The sequence below is a fragment of the Devosia sp. A16 genome (genome assembly GCF_001402915.1).
In the GTDB taxonomy this organism is placed as follows: Bacteria; Pseudomonadota; Alphaproteobacteria; order Rhizobiales; family Devosiaceae; genus Devosia_A.
This window is the reverse complement of sequence record NZ_CP012945.1, coordinates 4,412,750-4,429,916: the sequence shown is the minus strand read 5'-3', so window position 1 is coordinate 4,429,916 and position 17,167 is coordinate 4,412,750. Positions and strand designations below refer to the sequence as shown.

At 65.1% G+C, this 17,167-nt stretch carries 25 protein-coding genes; 10 read left to right on the top strand and 15 right to left on the bottom strand.

What is annotated here, in order from left to right:
• Positions 1-41 precede the first annotated feature (41 nt).
• On the bottom strand, positions 42-338 hold the full coding sequence (locus tag APS40_RS21270) for a hypothetical protein (protein WP_055048945.1): 297 nt from the start codon (positions 336-338) through the stop codon (positions 42-44).
• 35 nt (positions 339-373) lie between these two features.
• Positions 374-589, bottom strand: a complete 216-nt coding sequence (locus APS40_RS25060) for a hypothetical protein (RefSeq protein WP_156343033.1) — start codon at positions 587-589, stop codon at positions 374-376.
• 164 nt (positions 590-753) lie between these two features.
• Between APS40_RS25060 and APS40_RS21265 the strand changes: the two genes are divergently transcribed.
• The 4 genes from APS40_RS21265 to APS40_RS21250 all read left to right on the top strand — a co-directional run bounded on the left by APS40_RS21265 (position 754) and on the right by APS40_RS21250 (position 3,043).
• Positions 754-1,140 (top strand): tautomerase family protein, encoded by a 387-nt coding sequence (locus APS40_RS21265; RefSeq protein WP_055049770.1) that lies wholly within the window; start codon positions 754-756, stop codon positions 1,138-1,140.
• A gap of 12 nt (positions 1,141-1,152) precedes the next feature.
• Positions 1,153-2,043: a DMT family transporter gene (locus APS40_RS21260; protein WP_055048944.1), complete on the top strand. Its 891-nt coding sequence runs from the start codon at positions 1,153-1,155 to the stop codon at positions 2,041-2,043.
• Positions 2,040-2,393 (top strand): VOC family protein, encoded by a 354-nt coding sequence (locus APS40_RS21255; RefSeq protein ID WP_055048943.1) that lies wholly within the window; start codon positions 2,040-2,042, stop codon positions 2,391-2,393. The genes APS40_RS21260 and APS40_RS21255 overlap by 4 nt, the downstream gene beginning before the upstream one ends.
• A gap of 65 nt (positions 2,394-2,458) precedes the next feature.
• Positions 2,459-3,043, top strand: a complete 585-nt coding sequence (locus tag APS40_RS21250; protein ID WP_055048942.1) for a carboxymuconolactone decarboxylase family protein — start codon at positions 2,459-2,461, stop codon at positions 3,041-3,043.
• Between the two features lies 1 nt (position 3,044).
• Here the strand turns inward: APS40_RS21250 and APS40_RS21245 are convergent, their stop codons facing one another.
• From APS40_RS21245 to APS40_RS21220, 6 genes are all read right to left on the bottom strand, one after another.
• On the bottom strand, positions 3,045-3,530 hold the full coding sequence (locus APS40_RS21245) for a VOC family protein (protein WP_055048941.1): 486 nt from the start codon (positions 3,528-3,530) through the stop codon (positions 3,045-3,047).
• A 60-nt stretch (positions 3,531-3,590) separates the two neighbouring features.
• Positions 3,591-4,118, bottom strand: coding sequence for a YqhA family protein (locus APS40_RS21240; protein ID WP_055048940.1), 528 nt, complete (start codon positions 4,116-4,118; stop codon positions 3,591-3,593).
• Complete coding sequence (locus APS40_RS21235; RefSeq protein ID WP_442855827.1) at positions 4,111-5,307, bottom strand: MFS transporter; 1,197 nt, start codon at positions 5,305-5,307, stop codon at positions 4,111-4,113. Before APS40_RS21235 ends, APS40_RS21240 begins: the two co-directional genes overlap by 8 nt.
• A 19-nt stretch (positions 5,308-5,326) precedes the next feature.
• Complete coding sequence (gene gatB, locus APS40_RS21230) at positions 5,327-6,826, bottom strand: Asp-tRNA(Asn)/Glu-tRNA(Gln) amidotransferase subunit GatB (RefSeq protein ID WP_055048938.1); 1,500 nt, start codon at positions 6,824-6,826, stop codon at positions 5,327-5,329.
• Positions 6,827-6,957: 131 nt separating this feature from the next.
• Positions 6,958-7,476 (bottom strand): GNAT family N-acetyltransferase, encoded by a 519-nt coding sequence (locus tag APS40_RS21225; protein WP_055048937.1) that lies wholly within the window; start codon positions 7,474-7,476, stop codon positions 6,958-6,960.
• 36 nt (positions 7,477-7,512) lie between these two features.
• Positions 7,513-7,821 carry a chorismate mutase gene (locus APS40_RS21220; RefSeq protein ID WP_055048936.1) on the bottom strand — a complete coding sequence of 103 codons (309 nt, stop codon included), beginning with the start codon at positions 7,819-7,821 and terminating at the stop codon, positions 7,513-7,515.
• A 306-nt stretch (positions 7,822-8,127) separates the two neighbouring features.
• Here APS40_RS21220 and APS40_RS21215 point away from each other — a divergent pair, with 306 nt between their 5' ends.
• Complete coding sequence (locus tag APS40_RS21215) at positions 8,128-8,385, top strand: YjhX family toxin (RefSeq protein ID WP_055048935.1); 258 nt, start codon at positions 8,128-8,130, stop codon at positions 8,383-8,385.
• Between the two features lie 61 nt (positions 8,386-8,446).
• Here the strand turns inward: APS40_RS21215 and APS40_RS21210 are convergent, their stop codons facing one another.
• From APS40_RS21210 to APS40_RS21180, 7 genes are all read right to left on the bottom strand, one after another.
• Positions 8,447-8,761, bottom strand: coding sequence for a hypothetical protein (locus APS40_RS21210; protein WP_055049769.1), 315 nt, complete (start codon positions 8,759-8,761; stop codon positions 8,447-8,449).
• A 181-nt stretch (positions 8,762-8,942) separates the two neighbouring features.
• The gene (gene gatA / locus APS40_RS21205; protein WP_055048934.1) at positions 8,943-10,427 is read right to left on the bottom strand and encodes an Asp-tRNA(Asn)/Glu-tRNA(Gln) amidotransferase subunit GatA; all 1,485 of its coding nucleotides are present in this window, start codon (positions 10,425-10,427) and stop codon (positions 8,943-8,945) included.
• A gap of 107 nt (positions 10,428-10,534) precedes the next feature.
• Positions 10,535-11,017, bottom strand: coding sequence for a GNAT family N-acetyltransferase (locus APS40_RS21200; RefSeq protein ID WP_055048933.1), 483 nt, complete (start codon positions 11,015-11,017; stop codon positions 10,535-10,537).
• A 5-nt stretch (positions 11,018-11,022) separates the two neighbouring features.
• A complete protein-coding gene (gatC, locus tag APS40_RS21195) occupies positions 11,023-11,310 on the bottom strand; it encodes an Asp-tRNA(Asn)/Glu-tRNA(Gln) amidotransferase subunit GatC (RefSeq protein ID WP_055048932.1) in 288 nt (95 codons plus the stop codon).
• A gap of 82 nt (positions 11,311-11,392) precedes the next feature.
• Positions 11,393-11,908, bottom strand: a complete 516-nt coding sequence (locus tag APS40_RS21190) for a hypothetical protein (RefSeq protein ID WP_055048931.1) — start codon at positions 11,906-11,908, stop codon at positions 11,393-11,395.
• Positions 11,905-12,183: a type II toxin-antitoxin system RelE/ParE family toxin gene (locus APS40_RS21185; protein ID WP_082434586.1), complete on the bottom strand. Its 279-nt coding sequence runs from the start codon at positions 12,181-12,183 to the stop codon at positions 11,905-11,907. Before APS40_RS21185 ends, APS40_RS21190 begins: the two co-directional genes overlap by 4 nt.
• Complete coding sequence (locus APS40_RS21180; RefSeq protein WP_055048929.1) at positions 12,180-12,449, bottom strand: CopG family ribbon-helix-helix protein; 270 nt, start codon at positions 12,447-12,449, stop codon at positions 12,180-12,182. Before APS40_RS21180 ends, APS40_RS21185 begins: the two co-directional genes overlap by 4 nt.
• Before the next feature lie 46 nt (positions 12,450-12,495).
• Here APS40_RS21180 and ruvX point away from each other — a divergent pair, with 46 nt between their 5' ends.
• The 5 genes from ruvX (at position 12,496) to dprA (ending at position 17,064) form a co-directional block, all read left to right on the top strand.
• A complete protein-coding gene (ruvX, locus tag APS40_RS21175; RefSeq protein ID WP_055048928.1) occupies positions 12,496-12,951 on the top strand; it encodes a Holliday junction resolvase RuvX in 456 nt (151 codons plus the stop codon).
• A gap of 68 nt (positions 12,952-13,019) precedes the next feature.
• Positions 13,020-14,003 carry an aspartate carbamoyltransferase catalytic subunit gene (locus tag APS40_RS21170; protein WP_055048927.1) on the top strand — a complete coding sequence of 328 codons (984 nt, stop codon included), beginning with the start codon at positions 13,020-13,022 and terminating at the stop codon, positions 14,001-14,003.
• Positions 14,000-15,313: a dihydroorotase gene (gene pyrC / locus APS40_RS21165; RefSeq protein ID WP_082434585.1), complete on the top strand. Its 1,314-nt coding sequence runs from the start codon at positions 14,000-14,002 to the stop codon at positions 15,311-15,313. Before APS40_RS21170 ends, pyrC begins: the two co-directional genes overlap by 4 nt.
• On the top strand, positions 15,310-15,942 hold the full coding sequence (gene plsY / locus APS40_RS25055) for a glycerol-3-phosphate 1-O-acyltransferase PlsY (RefSeq protein ID WP_055048926.1): 633 nt from the start codon (positions 15,310-15,312) through the stop codon (positions 15,940-15,942). The genes pyrC and plsY overlap by 4 nt, the downstream gene beginning before the upstream one ends.
• 3 nt (positions 15,943-15,945) lie before the next feature.
• Complete coding sequence (gene dprA, locus APS40_RS25050; protein WP_055048925.1) at positions 15,946-17,064, top strand: DNA-processing protein DprA; 1,119 nt, start codon at positions 15,946-15,948, stop codon at positions 17,062-17,064.
• Positions 17,065-17,167: the final 103 nt, after the last annotated feature.

Here is a 17,167-nt window from a genome sequence, read left to right as displayed (position 1 = left end):
ATGTAAGCACTAACATATCTTACGTCGCCCTGCCAAAGGCTTCATTTTTTCGGATGGTCGGCGGTGCACCATACCTCGGCCTCGGCAATGAACGCGGTGGACATTGGTCGCACGGGATCAACCCGGATGGCGCCGGACAGTGGGTTGCCGCCCACCGTGATCGAGCCTTGCCGGCATGGGATCCAGACTGTGGAGAGGATGTTGGGTGCGCCGCCAAGGTCGTAATCGTCCTTGCGTGTGAGGTAGCGTGCGATGGGCTCTGATATCTTCACCGCGACGTCGTCTGCCGTGGCGTGCAGTCCGGTCTCGAGGTCGAGCTCGAAGCGCACCGGTGCCACGGTGAACTCTGGCTCGGACCATACGATCCCGGCGCTTACGCTGCTGATATGGCGATTGAACTCAGCGCCGAGCCACGCCCCGAGCTCGATGTCCGGACCAATGATCCGATCCGCCCCGGCTTCCCAAGCACCAGAGCGCGGCCGGGTCCCCGCAGGGACCAGTCGACGCGCCAGATCGAGGCATAGGCGATGGCTTCGCCCGCATCATAGAGCGTCACGCACGGGTTTGCGCCCATCAGTCGAAGAGTCATGCCAGCAGTCCTCCCAGTCGACTGCAATGTAGGTGCGGAAGTCGCAACCGCCACCACCGGCGCCGCCTCCATCACCGGAATCGATGGCAGCCATCGTCAAAATCGGTTCGACGCGACTCTGCTTTCGGGCCATCTTCGCGACCTGCCCGAGGAAAGTCTTCCAGATGCCATCGACCCGCGTTGAAACCCGTGCCGGCTGGATCGGCGACCGCCACGAGGCCCTGATCGCCGCCATCCAGAACGCCCTGGTCGAGGGGATCCGCATCCCGGTGGAGGACCGTGACATCCGGATCAACGAGTATCCCGCGCACGCATTCGCTCCTCCGGCCAGCAAAGGGCCCGGCTACAGCATCATCGAGATCTCGATGTTCACCGGCCGCTCGGTCGAAGCGAAGCGGCGGCTCTACGCCGCGCTGGTCCGCGAGTTCGTAGCCTTTGGTGTGCCAGCCAGGGACGTCAAGGTCGTGGTGCACGACGTGCCGCGCGAGAACTGGGGACTAGGCGGCAAGTCTGCCGTCGATATCGAACTGGGCTTCGCGGTCGAAGTCTGAAGGAGCCAAGCGGTGAAACTACAATACTGGCTGCTCATCATCCTGCTCGGCGCCGTCTGGGGCTGTTCGTTCCTGTTCAACGCCATCCTGATCCGCGAGATCAGCCCGCTCTGGGTGTCGGCGGGACGCGTCACCATCGGGGCTGCAATCTGCTGGCTGGTGTTTATCGCTACGCGCAAGAAACTGCCGACCGATCCGAAACTCTACCCGCAGTTCCTGATCCTGGGCATCCTCAACTACGCCATTCCGTTCGCGCTGTTTCCGTTCGCCGAGCAAACGGTGGCCAGTTCGATTGTCGGAGTGATCAACGGCATGACGCCGATGACGACGGTGATCGTCTCGCAACTCTGGCCGGGTGGCGAGAAGGCCACCTGGAACAAGGTGGTGGGGGTCGGCATCGGCTTTGTCGGCGCGGTGATCCTGGCCCTGCCCTCGTTCGGCGTCGGGGCCTCGGCCCAGGTCGTCGGCCTCCTCGCGGCACTGATCGCCACCCTCTGCTATGCCCTGACGCTCAACTATGCCCGCCGCTTCGCCAAGGTCGAACCCTACGCCGTCGCGTCAGCGTCGCTCACCGGGGCGGCGCTGGTATCGATCCCGATCGCCCTGTTCTTTTCGGGCATCCCGATGATTACCCGGCCGGAGACCTGGGGAGCGCTGTTCGGCATCTCGGTGTTCTCGACCAGTTTCAGCTTCCTCCTGGTCTACTGGCTGCTGCCGCGCGTCGGGGCGACGAACCTGTCGCTCAACACCTTCATCACGCCGATCTCGGCGATCCTGCTCGGCGTCCTCGTCCTGCACGAGCGCTTCGAACTGATCCACATTCTCGGCATCGTCGTGATCTTCCTCGGCCTGGTGTTCATCGATGGGCGGTTGGTCAAAGGCTGGCGCAAGGCACCGGCATGACGGTCAGGCGGATCGTAGCCAACATCGCGGCCACGGACCTATCCGCGGCGCAGGCCTTCTATGGGGGCGTGTTCGGGCTGGATCTGCTGATGGACCATGGCTGGATCGTCACCTACGGCTCGGCGACGCAGATGGCCCTGCAAGTCAGCGTCGCCGTCGAGGGCGGCTCCGGCACTCCGGTGCCCGACCTGTCGATCGAAGTCGATGATCTCGAGGCGACGCTCCTCAAGGTCCGTACCGCCGGATACGCGGTCGAGTACGGCCCTGCCGATGAGCCATGGGGCGTTCGCCGTTTCTATGTGCGCGACCCCTTCGGGCGTCTGGTGAACATCCTGAGCCACATCGACTGACGTTCAGCCACGGTTCAGGTCGGCCCCGTAGGCTCCAGTCATCATATGACTGAGGGAGGCCATGCGTGTTCATTGCTACGATCGACGAGAAAGACGCCCGCGGAGCCATAGCCGAAATCTACCAGGCCGAGGCGGCCGCCCTCGGCTTCGTCATGGAGGGCACCAAGTGCTGGACCGCGCTGCCTCATATTGCGCCGATGGTCGAGCACCTGCTGCACGAGGCGCGGAACAATTTCTCGCTCGGGCTGGTCAACTGGCGCCTGATCACCCTGATCGCCGCCAAGCAGGTCCCGTCGAGCTACTGCTCGCATGTCTATGCCAAGCTGCTGGTCAACGATCTCGGCTCCCGTGACAAGGTGCTCGCCATCCAGCACGATTTCCGCAATGCCGGGCTAGACGCCAAGACCGTCGCCATGCTCGCCTATGCCGAGCAGGTCGCACGTGACGCAAGCCTCGTGAGCGAAGCGGATATCGGGCTGCTGCGCCAGCACGGCTTCAGCGATCGCGAGATCGCCGACATTGCCTTCTGCGCCGCCTATCGCTGCTTCATGAGCCGCTATTTCGACGCCGTGGGGGCCATGCCCGAATCCACCTGGCTCGACCCTGACCCCGAGTTCCGGGCCGCCATGACGGTCGGCAAGCCGGTCTGAACTACCAGACCGGCCGCGAGACGGCATCGCGGTCGCCCGGCTGCTCCTGATCGATGGCGGTGCCTCGCTCGTCGTCATCGAGCATGACCTCCTCGCGCATGGCCAGTTCGGCGGTGGGGGTAGAGACGTCGATGACCATGCCGTTGAGGTCGCGGATCAGACCGCGGGTCTGGCCGTAGTCGAGGGCAATGGCTTCCGACACCACTTCGGCGCCGAGCGCCCGAGCCTGCTCGAGCACCTCGAAGACATCATCGACTTCGAAAGTCAGGTAGGTGCCCTCGTGCATGCCCCAGGCGTGCCGCGGCGTGAACTGGCTCATCTGGTCGATCAGCCCGATCTGCACGTTCGGCTGGCCCTTCGGGGTCAGCACCACGAACCAGTCGCTGTCGTAGATCGTCTCGAGGCCGAACAGCTGCTTGTAGAACGCGGTGCTGGCAGCAAGATCCTTGCAAAGGACGTTGAACAGGACGCGATTGAGCACGGACATTGCTCCCCTCCGTTGACAGGGTGGTTTTTTGTCAACGGGCCCAACGCGCGGAGGTTCCCCTCAGTCGTGGTCGATCTTGGAGAGGAAATACGTCAAGGCAACGATTATCACCGCAACGGCGCTGCCGAGATAGAGGATGTCGACGCCGGTCTCCCACACGACGGCGCGGCCGAGGAAATACACCGCCAGCACGGTGATGGTGACGCCGACCAGCTTCGACTTCAGGTCATCGAGCGTCTCGATCTTCAGCCAGCGGGGCAGTTGCAGGTCCTGTCGAAAATAGAGCTGGTAAAGCCCGAGCGATACCACCTGCACGACCGTCGCAAGGAGGAAGAGGTCGACGATCTCGATGGCGAGGAGGATCGCTTCGTCACGAGTGACGGGGTGCCCGCCGAACAGGGCGGTCAATAGATGCCGGGTCTCGAACGCGCCATAAACGATGAGCGCCACCGATGCCACGCTGAGGGCGATCACCGGTACCAGCATCGCGACCCGCACGACAAAGCCGCCGATAACGAACGGCCCCTGCCCTTGACGCCCTTCCCCCATGCGAGGCTTCACCGACTTGACGTCCATGTCCTCAGCCATTGTTTCCTTCCAGAATGCCCAACGTCGGTAACTGCCGACGCATCAGCAGCAGCGCAACTAGGCTCAGCACCGTGATCGCGGCTCCGGCGACAAAGGTGGCCGACGGACCGATCGCCTCCCAAAGCCATCCGGCGAGCACGCTTGCCACCAGCAGCGCTCCCCCGCCGAGCAGGTTGAACATGCCATAGGCGGTACCCCGCAGCTCGGCAGGCGCGGTCTCGGCGATGAGGCTCGCGAACAGCCCCTGGGTGAAGCCCATGTGCAACCCCCACAGCAGCACCCCCAGGCCCACTCCGACCACGCCGCCAAACGCCAGCATCAGGTTGGCGGCGATCAGCATGACAACGCCGGCCAGCAGTACGGTAACCTTGTTGGAGCGGTCGCCGAGCGCGCCTGCGGGATAGGATGAGAGAGAGTAGACGATGTTCATTGCCACCAACACCAGCGGCACCAGGGCGATGGCAAGGCCCTCGGACTGGGCGCGCAGCAGCAGAAATGCCTCGCTGAAGCGGGCAAGAGTGAACAGCGTTGCGACGCCGGTCACCCACCAATAGGCGGCGCCGAGCCGACCAAGCTCGGTAAGCGACAGCGGCGAACGGACCTGTCGCAAGCCGGCGGGCCGCTCGGGCTCCCTGACGGAGAGCACCAGCACAATGACGCAGGCGATGGCCGGAAGCACCGCCACCCAGAACACCACCTGGAAGCTGTTCGCCGTCAACCACATCAGCAGCACGGCTATGCCCGGGCCTAGGAAAGCGCCAACCGTGTCGAGGCTCTGGCGCAGTCCGAAAGCGGCGCCGCGCTGCTCGGGCGGAGCGATGTCGGCGACCAGCGCGTCCCGCGGTGCGCCGCGGATACCCTTGGCGACCCGGTCGATGAAGCGCGCGGCGACCAACCAGCCCACGGAGGTCGCGAGCGGAAAGATCGGCTTGGTGAGAGCTGCGAGGCCATAGCCGATGACGGCCAGCAGCTTGCGCTTTCCCAGCCAGTCGGAGATCGCGCCGGAGAACACCTTGGTCACCGAGGCAGTCGCCTCCGCGATGCCTTCAATCATGCCCACGGCCAGGGCGGTCGCCCCAAGACCGGTTACCAGATAGATCGGCAGCAGCGCATGGATCATCTCGGAAGAGACATCCATCAGCAGCGAAACGAAGCCGAGCGCCCAGATGCCGGCGGGCAGCGCTCTCACGCCCCGCCGGACACCTGTGTCACTCAATGCCGAGCTTCTTTCTCAGGATCTCGTTCAACGCCTGCGGGTTGGCCTTGCCGCCCGAGGCCTTCATGGCCTGGCCGACGAACCAGCCGATCAGCGCCGGCTTGGCCTGCACCTTGGCCACCTGGTCCGGGTTGGCGGCGATGATCTCGTCCACCACCTTTTCGATGGCACCGAGATCGGTCACCTGCTTCATGCCGCGCCGCTCGACGATCTCGGCCGGCTCGCCCTCGGGCTCCTCGGCAATGATCACCTGCAGCAGGTCCTTGGCGCCCTTGGACGAAATGGTCCCGGCCGCCACGAGATCGACGATTCCGGCGATCTGGCTCGGCTTGATGTGGGTCTCGAAGGCCGACAGGCCCTGGCTGTTGGCATAGGCGGCGATGTCGCCGGTGACGAGGTTCGCCACCGCCTTGCCGTCACGCTTCGAGCCACCATGCTTGACGGCGGCCTCGTAGTAATCGGCCGTCTCGCGCTCCAGCGTCAGCACCATCGCATCGTACGGCGTCACACCGTACTCGCTGACGAAGCGAGCTTCCTTGTCATCGGGCAGCTCCGGCAGGTGCCGGGCCAGCTCATCGATGAAGGCCTGGTCGAACTCAAGCGGCAAGAGGTCCGGATCGGGGAAGTAGCGGTAGTCATGCGCCTCTTCCTTGGAGCGCATCGAGCGCGTCTCGCCGGTCTTGGGATCGTAGAGCCGGGTCTCCTGGTCGATGGTGCCACCCGCCTCGAGGATATCGATCTGGCGGCGCGCCTCGAATTCGATGGCCTGGCCGGCAAAACGGATCGAGTTGACGTTCTTGATCTCGCAGCGGGTGCCGAAAGGGCCGCCGGGGCGGCGCACCGAGACGTTGATGTCGGCGCGCATCGAGCCCTGCTCCATGTTGCCGTCGCAGGTCCCGAGGTAACGCAGGATGCTGCGCAGCTTCCCGAGGTAGGCCTTGGCTTCGTCGGAGTTGCGGAGATCAGGCTTCGAAACGATTTCCATCAGCGCCACACCCGACCGGTTGAGGTCGACGAAGCTCATCGAGGGGTGCTGGTCGTGGATCGACTTGCCGGCATCCTGCTCGAGGTGCAGCCGCTCGATGCCGATCTCGATGCGCTCACCGCCCATGTCGAGAAACACCGAGCCCTCGCCGACGATCGGATCCTTGAACTGGCTGATCTGATAGCCCTGCGGCAGGTCGGGATAAAAGTAGTTCTTGCGGTCGAAGATCGACCGCTTGTTGATCCTGGCGCGCAGGCCGAGCCCGGTCCGCACCGCCTGGCGCACGCATTCCTCATTGATCACCGGCAGCATGCCGGGCATGGCCGCGTCGACGAAGCTGACATTGGAGTTGGGCGGCGAGCCGAACTCGGTCGACGAGCCCGAGAACAGCTTGCTCTCCGAGGTCACCTGCGCATGCACTTCCATGCCGATGATGATTTCCCAGTCCCCGGTGGCTCCCTGGATGAAGCTCTTGGGGTTGGGGGTGCGAGTATCGATCAGCGTCATGGTCCAGAGGTTCCGAGAGTCTTGGTCATTCCGACCCTGTCTATTGCATAACCGCGCGCTTGGGAAAACGTCTCAACACCCGAGGCGACGACGAATCCTTGGGCGCGCTCGGACGGAGCCGGCGGCGGGGCTCACTCGTCGTCGGTCAGCGGACCGCGATAAGGGGAAAGGCGCTTTTCCAGCCGCACGCTGATCTGCGGATCGCCGCCGACTGCGCCTTCGCGCTTCAGCACCAGGATGCGATAGCCCTGATGCTGATAGAAATTCACCGCCCGCACGTTGTCGCTCAGCGTGTCGAGCTGCACCCGATCGGCGCCCTCGAGCTCGATGATCGATTCCATGCGGCGCAGCAGCAGCGTGCCGATCCCCTGGTTCTGCTGCGCGGGGGTGACGAACAGATAGGGAATATAGGGACGGCTGCGGGCGCGGGCGCACCAGCCGACGGGCGCTGCGTCGACTTCCGCGACGATGGTGCGATCGAGCAACTCGTGAACGGCGACGCCAAGCCGACGCTTCTCGTTCTGCCGGCTCGCCGCCTCGCCGCTCAGGAACGGCTGCAGGTCACGTTCCCAGGCGAGCAGTGCGATGTCGGTCAGGCGCTCTGCCTCGCTCGCCACAGCCTTGCGGATCGTGATCTGAGGCGACGTCATCGAGGTCTCCACTGCGGCCAGCTGAAACAGCCTACCTCAGCCGTGGCGTTTGCGTGCAGCAATAATGCCCTTTTCGTAGTTCACATTCCAGTTGATCAGGGTCCGCCACATCAGCTCCGCCTGATCCTCGTCGAGATCCAGCTCCTCGGCGCGTTTGCGCTGCTTGGCGATGATCGCCTCGATACGGGTCGGGTCGTAGGCCTCGTGTGGATCGGTCTTGATCTCGGCCATCCGCGTCACATAGGCGTGCCGTTCGGCGAGCAGGGTCAACAGGCCCTGATCGATCCGATCGATCTCGGCGCGCACATCTTCCTTGGACTGGCATTCGGCGGGGGCTTTGGTCACGGCAGGCACTCGGCGGTAAGGGGGAGTTGCTGGTTTGCACCGCCACGCCGGAGTTTGCAACCGACCACTGGTCGAAGCGGCAGGTTGCGGCTATTCATCCGCCGTTCATGGGTTCGGCGCTATCGCGCCACTGCCACCAAAGAGACTGCCTCATGTCTAGCAAAGTTGAGATTGCGTAACACCCCGTCCGCCCGCTGAGCCCTCCGGGCTCGCGATGTGTTGCGACGGGGTTCTGGAACCACGCTGCCGGCCAAGCGCGATGCTGGCCGGGGCGTTCTTTCCACGCATCCTCAGGCTAGATTTCTCATGGATATTTCCCGCCACGAGCAGCGGGTGCTGCACGTCCTCGCACAGGGCGGCAAGATCGTTGCGCTCAAATCCGACAGCGGCAAGCTGATCGGCGTAGAATGTTTCAACCGCGATGGCTGGCTGATGCAGCAATGCACCCTGCCCTTGTTCAAGAAGCTCAGGGCCAAGAAGGCGATCGCCTCCAGCAACGGTCAGCCCTACCGCATCACGAGGCGCGGGCTGGAGCTGGCGAGAAGCGAGTTCGACAACCGTTGAAGACGAGAGAGCCCCGGATCGCTCCGGGGCTCTCTTGCAAAACGGTCGTTGTCAGCAGCGTTCAGTGCTGCGTGACGCCGCTCAGTTCGCGAGCAATGTGCTCCCACTCGGCAGAGACGCTGGCCGTGGCGCGCTTGCGGCCGGCGCGCCGATACCAGTAGTCGGCGTTGCCCATGTCGGCTTCGATCCAGTGCAGCAGCGCGTGCACCCAGTCGAACTCGAAGGTGCCTTCCATCGCCTGGACGATACGGTGCGCTTCTTCCCATTCGGGGCCGACGCGCAGCTCGCCCTTCTTGATCCACCACAAAGCCTGCAGCGGCTTGGACATATCCTTGGGCGGGGCCGACCAATCGAGGGTCGTAAACACATCGGCCATGGAGCCAATCCTCTGAAACGAAACCACCGGCTTGGCCGGGAGGTCGACAAGTCTCAATTTGCGCATGGGCGGCAAATAGTGCCGAAACCGCTAGGATACAAGCGGTTTCGGGTTGCGGAGCGTGATCAGCAAAGGTTGCGGACCTTTGGGGTTCGAGAGCGCGACCAAAAACATATGGTCGTCACCACCACTTGTCGGGGCTGAAATCGATGCCGGCAGAGCGCTCGATGACGCGGCCCGCGGCGAACAGGGTTTCCTCGTCGAACGGCTTGCCGATGAGCTGCAGGCCAAGCGGCAAACCAGCACCGTCCTTACCGGCGGGCACGGCGATTCCCGGCAGGCCCGCCATGTTGACGGTCACGGTGAACACGTCGTTGAGGTACATCTTGACCGGGTCCGCCTTCATGTCCTCATCGCCGATGCCGAACGCCGCCGACGGGGTCGCCGGGGTCAGGATGGCGTCAACGCCGTCATTGAAGGCGATCTCGAAGTCGCGCTTGATCAGGGTGCGGACCTTCTGCGCCTGCACGTAGTAGGCGTCGTAGTAGCCGGCCGACAGCACGTAGGTGCCGATCATGATGCGGCGCTTCACCTCGCGGCCGAAGCCCTCGGCGCGAGTCAGCTCGTAGAGGTCGGTGATGTCCTTGCCGGTATCGCGCAGGCCGTACTTCACGCCGTCATAGCGGGCAAGGTTCGACGAGGCCTCCGCGGGCGCCACGATATAGTAGGCGGGCAGCGCGTATTTGGTGTGCGGCAGCGAGATGTCGCGCACCGTGGCGCCCTCGGCCTTCAGCCAGGCGATGCCCTGCTGCCACAGCGCCTCGATCTCGGCGGGCATGCCGTCCATGCGGTATTCACGCGGGATGCCGATGACGAGACCCTTGACGCCGCGCTCCACCGCGGCGGCAAAATCCGGCACGGCGAGGTCGACGCTGGTCGAATCCTTGGGATCGAAACCCGACATCGAGGTCATCATGATCGCCGCATCTTCGACGGTGCGGGCGATGGGACCGGCCTGGTCGAGCGAAGAGGCGAAGGCCACGACGCCCCAGCGGGAACAGCGGCCATAGGTGGGCTTGATGCCGACAGTGCCCGTCAGCGCCGCCGGCTGGCGGATCGAACCGCCGGTATCGGTGGCGGTCGCCGCGGCGCAGAGCCAGGCGGAAACCGCGGCGGCCGACCCGCCCGACGAGCCGCCCGGCACCAGCTGGGCATTGGAATTATCGGCCCGCCAGGGGTTGATCACCGGCCCGTAGTAGCTCGTCTCGTTGGACGACCCCATGGCGAACTCGTCCATGTTGAGCTTGCCCAGCATGACGGCGCCATCGCGCCACAGGTTGCTGGTGACGCTCGATTCGTATTCCGGCTTGAAGCTATGGAGAATGTGGCTCGCCGCCTGGGTATGGACGCCCTTGGTGGCAAACAGGTCCTTGATGCCGAGCGGAATGCCCTCGAGCGGACCGCCCTGCCCGGCCGCGAGCTTCGCATCGCTGGCCTTGGCCTGCGCCTGGGCCTGCTCGGCCGTCACCGCCACATAGGCATTGAGCTTGGAGTTGCCGCCCTCGATGGCGTTGAGGTAGGCGCCGGTGAGTTCGCTCGAGGTGAACTCCCTGGCCTTGAGGCCGGCACGGGCAGCAGCGAGGGTCAGGCGGGTAAGGTCGGTCAAAGGCTTGGCTCGCGGGGAAAGGACGCGGGAGATTGTCGACCGCAGTTCCTATAGCTGTGTTGCGATTATCGCAACATTGGGAGGGTGAAGTCGCGGTAAGCGCGGTGTCAGGCGACGGCGGCCTGCCCGATATGCTTCTCGAAGAACGCCGACCACTCGCTGTCGGGATAATCGAGGAACGGACCGCGCGGGGTGAAGCCGGAATTGCTGTAAAGCCGGTGCGCATCGGACATGCCCGGACCGGTGCCGGTCTCGAGCAGCAGATGCGTGATGCCCTTCGAACGTGCCAGCTCGGTGATGGCGGCGAGCAGCGCCGAACCGACCCGCTGGCCGCGTACGGATGGGCGGGTGTACATGCGCTTCACTTCGCCCTCGGTCGCCGAGATCGCTTTCAACGCACCGCAACCAACCGCCTCACCGACGGCATTGCGGGCGACGAACACAGTAGTGTCGGCGCCGGACATCTGTTCGACCGTCATCTTGAACTGGAATTCCAGCGGCGACAGCGGCAGCAGATGCGCGTTCAGTTCTTCGACCAGCCCGCGGACATCGTCCTGCAGCGGCGTCTCGATGGCGATGGTGACGCTCATCGCCGTTACTCGACGACCTTGGGCACCATGAAGAAATTGTCTTCGGTCAGCGGTGCATTGGCGACGATCTTTTCGGGGTAGCCGCCGTCGGTGACCTTGTCCTCACGACGGCGCAGCGTCATCGGCATCACCGAGGTCATCGGCTCGACGCCGCTCACATCCACCTCGCCCAGTTGCTCGACGAAGCCCAGAATGGTGTTGAGCTCATTGCGATAGGCTTCGACCTCGCCCTCCTCGATGCGAATGCGGGCCAGGCGCCCAATACGCTTCACGGTGGCGGCATCTACCGACATGGGGTCACTCCGAACGTCACGATTTCCGGCGTTCTAGCAATGGAACCCGGGGAAGAAAAACGAAAAGCGTTGATGGGCGCCATCAAACTTCCAGCGCCATGCCGGCTTCCAGCGCCACCAGCGCGGTGCCGTCGAGCCGATCGCGCAGGGTAGCGAAGGCGCGCTCTACAGCTGCATCGGGCCCCGCCAGGGCGATCAGTCGCGGCCCGAACGTCTCGAGCGCCCGGGCGGCCAATTGGTCGCCATGGTCTCCGAACACGACGAGCACCGAGTCCCGCGCCCAGCGGCCAGCCTTCGGCACGCTCTGCGACAGCAACAGCAGCGGCGCCTCGCCGGCGGCCGCTATCAGCGCGCCGCCTGCGAGCCCGTGCGTCGTGACCTCGCCGAGCACGTCCTCGTCGAGCATCGTGCCGGGTCGTCCTGGCTGCCACAGCACCGGATCGATCTCGGGCAGGCTGCCATCGAGCGCAAAGGTCGCGTCCGCCCCCGACACCAGTTCCTCAGGATCGACGCCGCTTACCCCGTTGGGATCAGCCACAAGGATCCTGCCGCCGATGTGAATGCGGATAGTCGTCCCGCCGAACCAGGTGAATTTCATCGGTCTTCCCGGTTATGGAGGAAGCGAAGAATAGCAATTTCGTCGGAAAGGACTTCGTAGAGAAGTTCGTAGGGAGCGGCCAACATGCGGCGCACCTCCCGGTCGGGGATCTCTTCGACCCGTTCGCCCATCCGCGGCATACCGAGGAGCTTATCTGGCGCCGAAACCAGCTTTCGCACCACGAGCGCCGCGGCGAGTTCGTTGACGGGGCTGAGAAGCATCTCGCGCCTGACGAGATCATGCCTGGCGTTTTCAGTCCAGCGTACCTTCGTCACTTGCGCGGGACTGGTGGAGGGAGTGGCTTGTCCGTGCCGAGGCTATTTGCCCACGCCACCATGTCCTCATGATCGATGAGACGGCCAGCGTCGACGTCCGCAAGCCCCTCCAAGGTACGCCGAAGCTTCTCTTCTTCCCAATCTACCCAGTTGGAAAGCGCCTGCTTGACGATCCAGGCTCGAGAGCGCTCCATGGATTCGGCGTAGCGATCTACTTTCTCCGCCAGTTCCTCAGGAATATGTGCCGTCAGGACTCGGGTGCTCATGGCAATCGTCTCCAATCAAACCTAATCATAGTGATTGACTGCGATTATGCCAACCGAGAACGACCTCACCGCCCTCCCCCCGACCGGCAAGCTGCTGGGCCTCGACCTGGGCACCAAGACCATCGGCGTCGCCATTTCCGACGGCATGCGCTACTCGGCGACGCCGCTCGAAACCATCAAGCGGCTGAAGTTCACCCAGGATGCGGTCCGGTTGCAGGAGCTGATCGCCGAGAACAATGCGGTCGGCATCGTGCTCGGGCTGCCGCTCAACATGGATGGCTCCGAAGGACCGCGGGTGCAGTCGACCCGCGCCTTTGCCCGCAACCTTGCCGCCAGGATCAGCATCCCGATCGCCTTCTGGGATGAGCGGCTGTCGACCGCCGCCGTCACCCGCACTCTGATCGAAGCGGATATGCGCCGCGACAAGCGCGCGGAGGTGGTGGACAAGCTCGCGGCCAGCTACATCCTGCAGGGCGCCCTGGAACGGCTGCGCCGGGGATAATCGACCGACCCGCTTGCGAGTCCGAACCCTACGGGTTAGACCCCCGCGAACATTCGGAACGGAGCGGCATGGCTACTTCCTCGCCAGCATCGGTCACCGGCGGCCAGGGGGTCGCGAGACCCGCTTTCCGCCATCGTCATCTCCTCGGCATCAGCCAGCTCAACCAGTACGAGATCGTCGATCTCTTGGATCGGGCGGAAGCCATGATCCCGATCTCCCGCCAGGAACGGAAGATCCTGCCGACCCTGTCGGGCAGGACGCAGATTAACCTGTTCTTCGAGAACTCGACACGCACGCAGTCGAGCTTCGAGATCGCCGGCAAGCGGTTGGGTGCGCAGGTCACCAACATGTCGGTCAAGACCTCCTCGGTCGCCAAGGGCGAGACGCTGATCGACACCGCCGCGACGCTCAACGCCATGCGACCCGACGTGATCATCGTCCGCCACAGCGCTTCGGGCGCGGTGGAGCTGCTGAGCCAGAAAGTCGGCTGCTCGGTGATCAATGCCGGCGACGGCGCGCATGAGCATCCGACCCAGGCCCTGCTCGACGCCCTGACCATCCGCCAGCACAAGGGCCGGCTCGCCGGGCTCACCGTCGCCATCTGCGGCGACATCGCCAACTCGCGCGTCGCCCGCTCCAACCTGCTGCTGCTCGGCGCCATGCAGGCCCGCACCCGCGTCGTCGCACCGCGCACCCTGCTCCCCAAGGGCATCGAGACCCTGGCAACGGAGGTCTTCACCGACATGCGAAAGGGCCTCGAAGGCGCCGATGTGGTGATGATGCTGCGCCTGCAGCACGAGCGCGCCAACGGCCGAATGATCCCTTCGGTGCGCGAGTACTACCACTTCTACGGCCTCGACGAGGAAAAGCTCGGCTATGCCAAGCCCGATGCCATCGTCATGCATCCCGGACCGATGAACCGCGGCGTCGAGATCGACCCGGCGATTGCCGACGGGCCGCGCTCGGTGATCACCGAGCAGGTGGAAATGGGCGTCGCGGTGCGCATGGCGGTGCTCGATACCCTGCTCTCCGACCGGGAGGCAGCGCAATGAGCAAGCCCATGGTCATTGCCAATGCCCGGATCGTCGACCCCGCCAGCAACCGCGACGCACCGGGCGCCGTGCTGGTGGAGAACGGCAGGATCGCCGGCATTACCAACGGGGCGCCACAGGGTGTCCCTGATGGCGCCGAGGTCTGTGACGCCAAAGGCCTCGTCGTCGCACCCGGCCTGATCGACATGCGGGTGTTCACCGGCGAGCCGGGGCACGAGTATCGCGAGACGCTGGCAACCGCCGCCGAGGCAGCTGCCGCCGGCGGGGTCACCAGTTTCGTGCTGATGCCCGACACCACGCCGGTGATCGACGATGGTGCGCTGGTCGACTTCGTGCTTCGCCGCGCCGGGGCCAAGGCCTCGGTCAACATTCTCCCCGCCGCCGCCATCACCCGCGGCCTCAAGGGGGAGGAAATCACCGAGTTCGGCCTCTTGAAGGAAGCCGGCGCCGTCGCCCTCACCGACGGGCGCGAGTCGATCCAGTCGGCTGGCCTCCTGCGGGCCGCGTTCACCTATGCGCGCAACTTCGACCTGCCGATCATCCATCACGTCGCCGAGCGCAGCCTGGTGGGCGATGGGGTGATGAACGAGGGCGCGCTGGCGACGATCTCGGGCCTCAAGGGCATTCCGGTCGAGGCCGAGACGGTTCCCCTGGCCCGCGACCTGCAGCTCGCCGCCCTGACCGGCGTTCGCTACCATGCAGCACAGGTCTCGAGCGGCGCCGCGGTGGAGTTGCTCGCCGCAGCCAAGCGCCGACTCGCCACTGTTTCCGCTGGCATCTCGATCAACAACCTGACGCTCAACGAGAACGACGTCGCCCCCTATCGCTCGTTCTTCAAGCTGTCGCCGCCGCTGCGGTCGGAGGACGACCGGCGCGCCGTCATCGACGGCCTCAACTCCGGCGCCATCGACACCATCCACTCCGCCCACGACCCTCAGGATACCGAGGTGAAGCGCCAGCCGTTCGCCGAAGCCTCGGATGGGGCAGTCGGGCTCGAGACCCTGCTGGCCGCGGCGCTCCGCCTGTTGCATTCGGGCGACGTGCCGTTGCTGACCCTGCTCCGCGCCATGACCAGCCGTCCGGCAGAACTGCTCGGACTCGAGTCGGGACGTATCGCGGTGGGCGCTCCCGCCGACCTGATCATCTTCGATCCGGAGTTTCCCTGGGTGGTCAAGGAGGCGGCGCTGCGCTCACGCTCGCGCAACTCGGCCTTCGAGGGCGCCCGTATGCAGGGGGCGGTGATGCACACCTTCGTTGCAGGCCGTGCGGTCTTCAGCCATGCTGCGAGCACCGAGGGGGCCGACGCATGAACTTCCTGATCGCCACTGTCCTGGGCTACCTGCTCGGCTCGATCCCGTTTGGGCTGTTGCTGACGCGCGCCGTCGGCATCGACATCCGCGCCATCGGCTCGGGCAATATCGGCGCCACCAACGTGCTGCGGACCGGCAATCGCTGGCTCGCCGCAGCGACGCTGCTGCTCGACGCCGGCAAGGGCGCCGCGGCGGTGCTGATCGCGCGCCACTTCCTCGTGCCGGGCGCCGAGTCGCCGCTCCAAGCGGAGTTCATCGTCTACGGCGCCGGCATCGGAGCATTCTTCGGCCACGTCTTCCCGATCTGGCTCGGCTTCAAAGGCGGCAAGGGCGTCGCCACCTATATCGGCGTGCTGCTGGCATGGAACTGGGTGGTGGGGCTGATCTTCTGCGCCGTCTGGCTGCTGATCGCCGTCGCCCGCCGCTTCTCCTCGCTCGCTGCCCTCACCGCGGCCGCGACCGCACCGATCTTCGCCTACACGCTCGCCGGCACCGATATGCAGGGTTTTACCTTCGCCGCGGCCTGCGCGCTGCTCAGCTTCGTGCTCTATTTCAAGCACTGGCAGAACATCCGGCGGCTGTGGAATGGCACCGAGCCGAAGATCGGCTCGGAAAAGCCCAAGGCCTGAGCCATGGCGCGCGACGGCAGCGAACTGACGCCGTCGCAGCGCACTGCATGGCTGCGGCTCATCCGCACCGACAATATCGGGCCGCAGACGTTCCGCCAGTTGCTGAACCGCGAAGGTTCGGCCGAGGCGGCGCTGGCGGTGCTGCCCGAGATGCTCAAGCGCCTCGGGACCCCCGCGCGCATTCCCTCGATTGCCGAGGCTGAAGACGAGATTGCGCGCGCCGAACGGCTTGGCGCCCGCTTCGTCGGCTCGCGCGAGCCGCACTACCCTCCCCTGCTTCGCTACATCGCCGGTGCGCCGCCGCTGGTCGCCATCGCCGGTGGCGCCGGGCTCGACTGGCAGCGCACCGTTGCGATCGTCGGGGCGCGCAACGCCTCCACCGCCGGTCAGAAGTTCGCGCAGATGCTGGCCGCCGATCTCGGTGACGCGGGTTATACAGTGGTCTCCGGCCTTGCGCGTGGCATCGACACCGCCGCGCATCGGGCGGCGCTCCGCGGCGGAACCGTAGCGGTTCTGGCTGGCGGCCTTGACCGCATCTATCCCGATGAGAACCGGCCGCTGGCGCAGCAGATTGTCGAGCATGGCGGCGCCCTGCTCACCGAGATGCCGCTCGGCTGGGAGCCGCGGGCGCGAGATTTCCCGCGTCGCAACCGGCTGGTCTCCGGGCTGAGCCTCGGCACGGTCGTCGTCGAAGCCGCCAAGCGCTCCGGCTCGCTGATCACCGCCCGGCTGGCGCTGGAACAGAATCGTGAAGTGTTCGCCGTGCCTGGCTCGCCGCTCGATCCGCGCGCCGAAGGCGGCAACTCGCTGATTCAGCAGGGCGCCAGGCTGATCACCGGCGCCGCCGACATCATCGAGACCCTGCGCGAGGCCGACCCGGCGCGCACTGGCCTGTTCGAGCCCGACTGGTTACCCGAGGTCGAGGTCATGGATGCCGCCCCGGCGTCGGATGACGAACGATCCCGGCTGATCGAGGCGCTGAGCCTCACGCCGATTCCGGTCGACGACGTCATCAGATCGACCGGCATTGCGATCAGCCGGGTGCAGACGCTGCTGCTGGAACTCGACCTCGAGGGACGGGTCGAATGGTCAAGCGGCCAGTTGGTAGCGCTCCGCCCCTGAACGGCGCATTACCGGCCGAACTTTCTTCCCCCATAGGGGGAACGGCGTACCGGGCTGCCGGGCTGGTTGACAGCCCAAAGCCGCTTCACCATGTTGCGCCGCG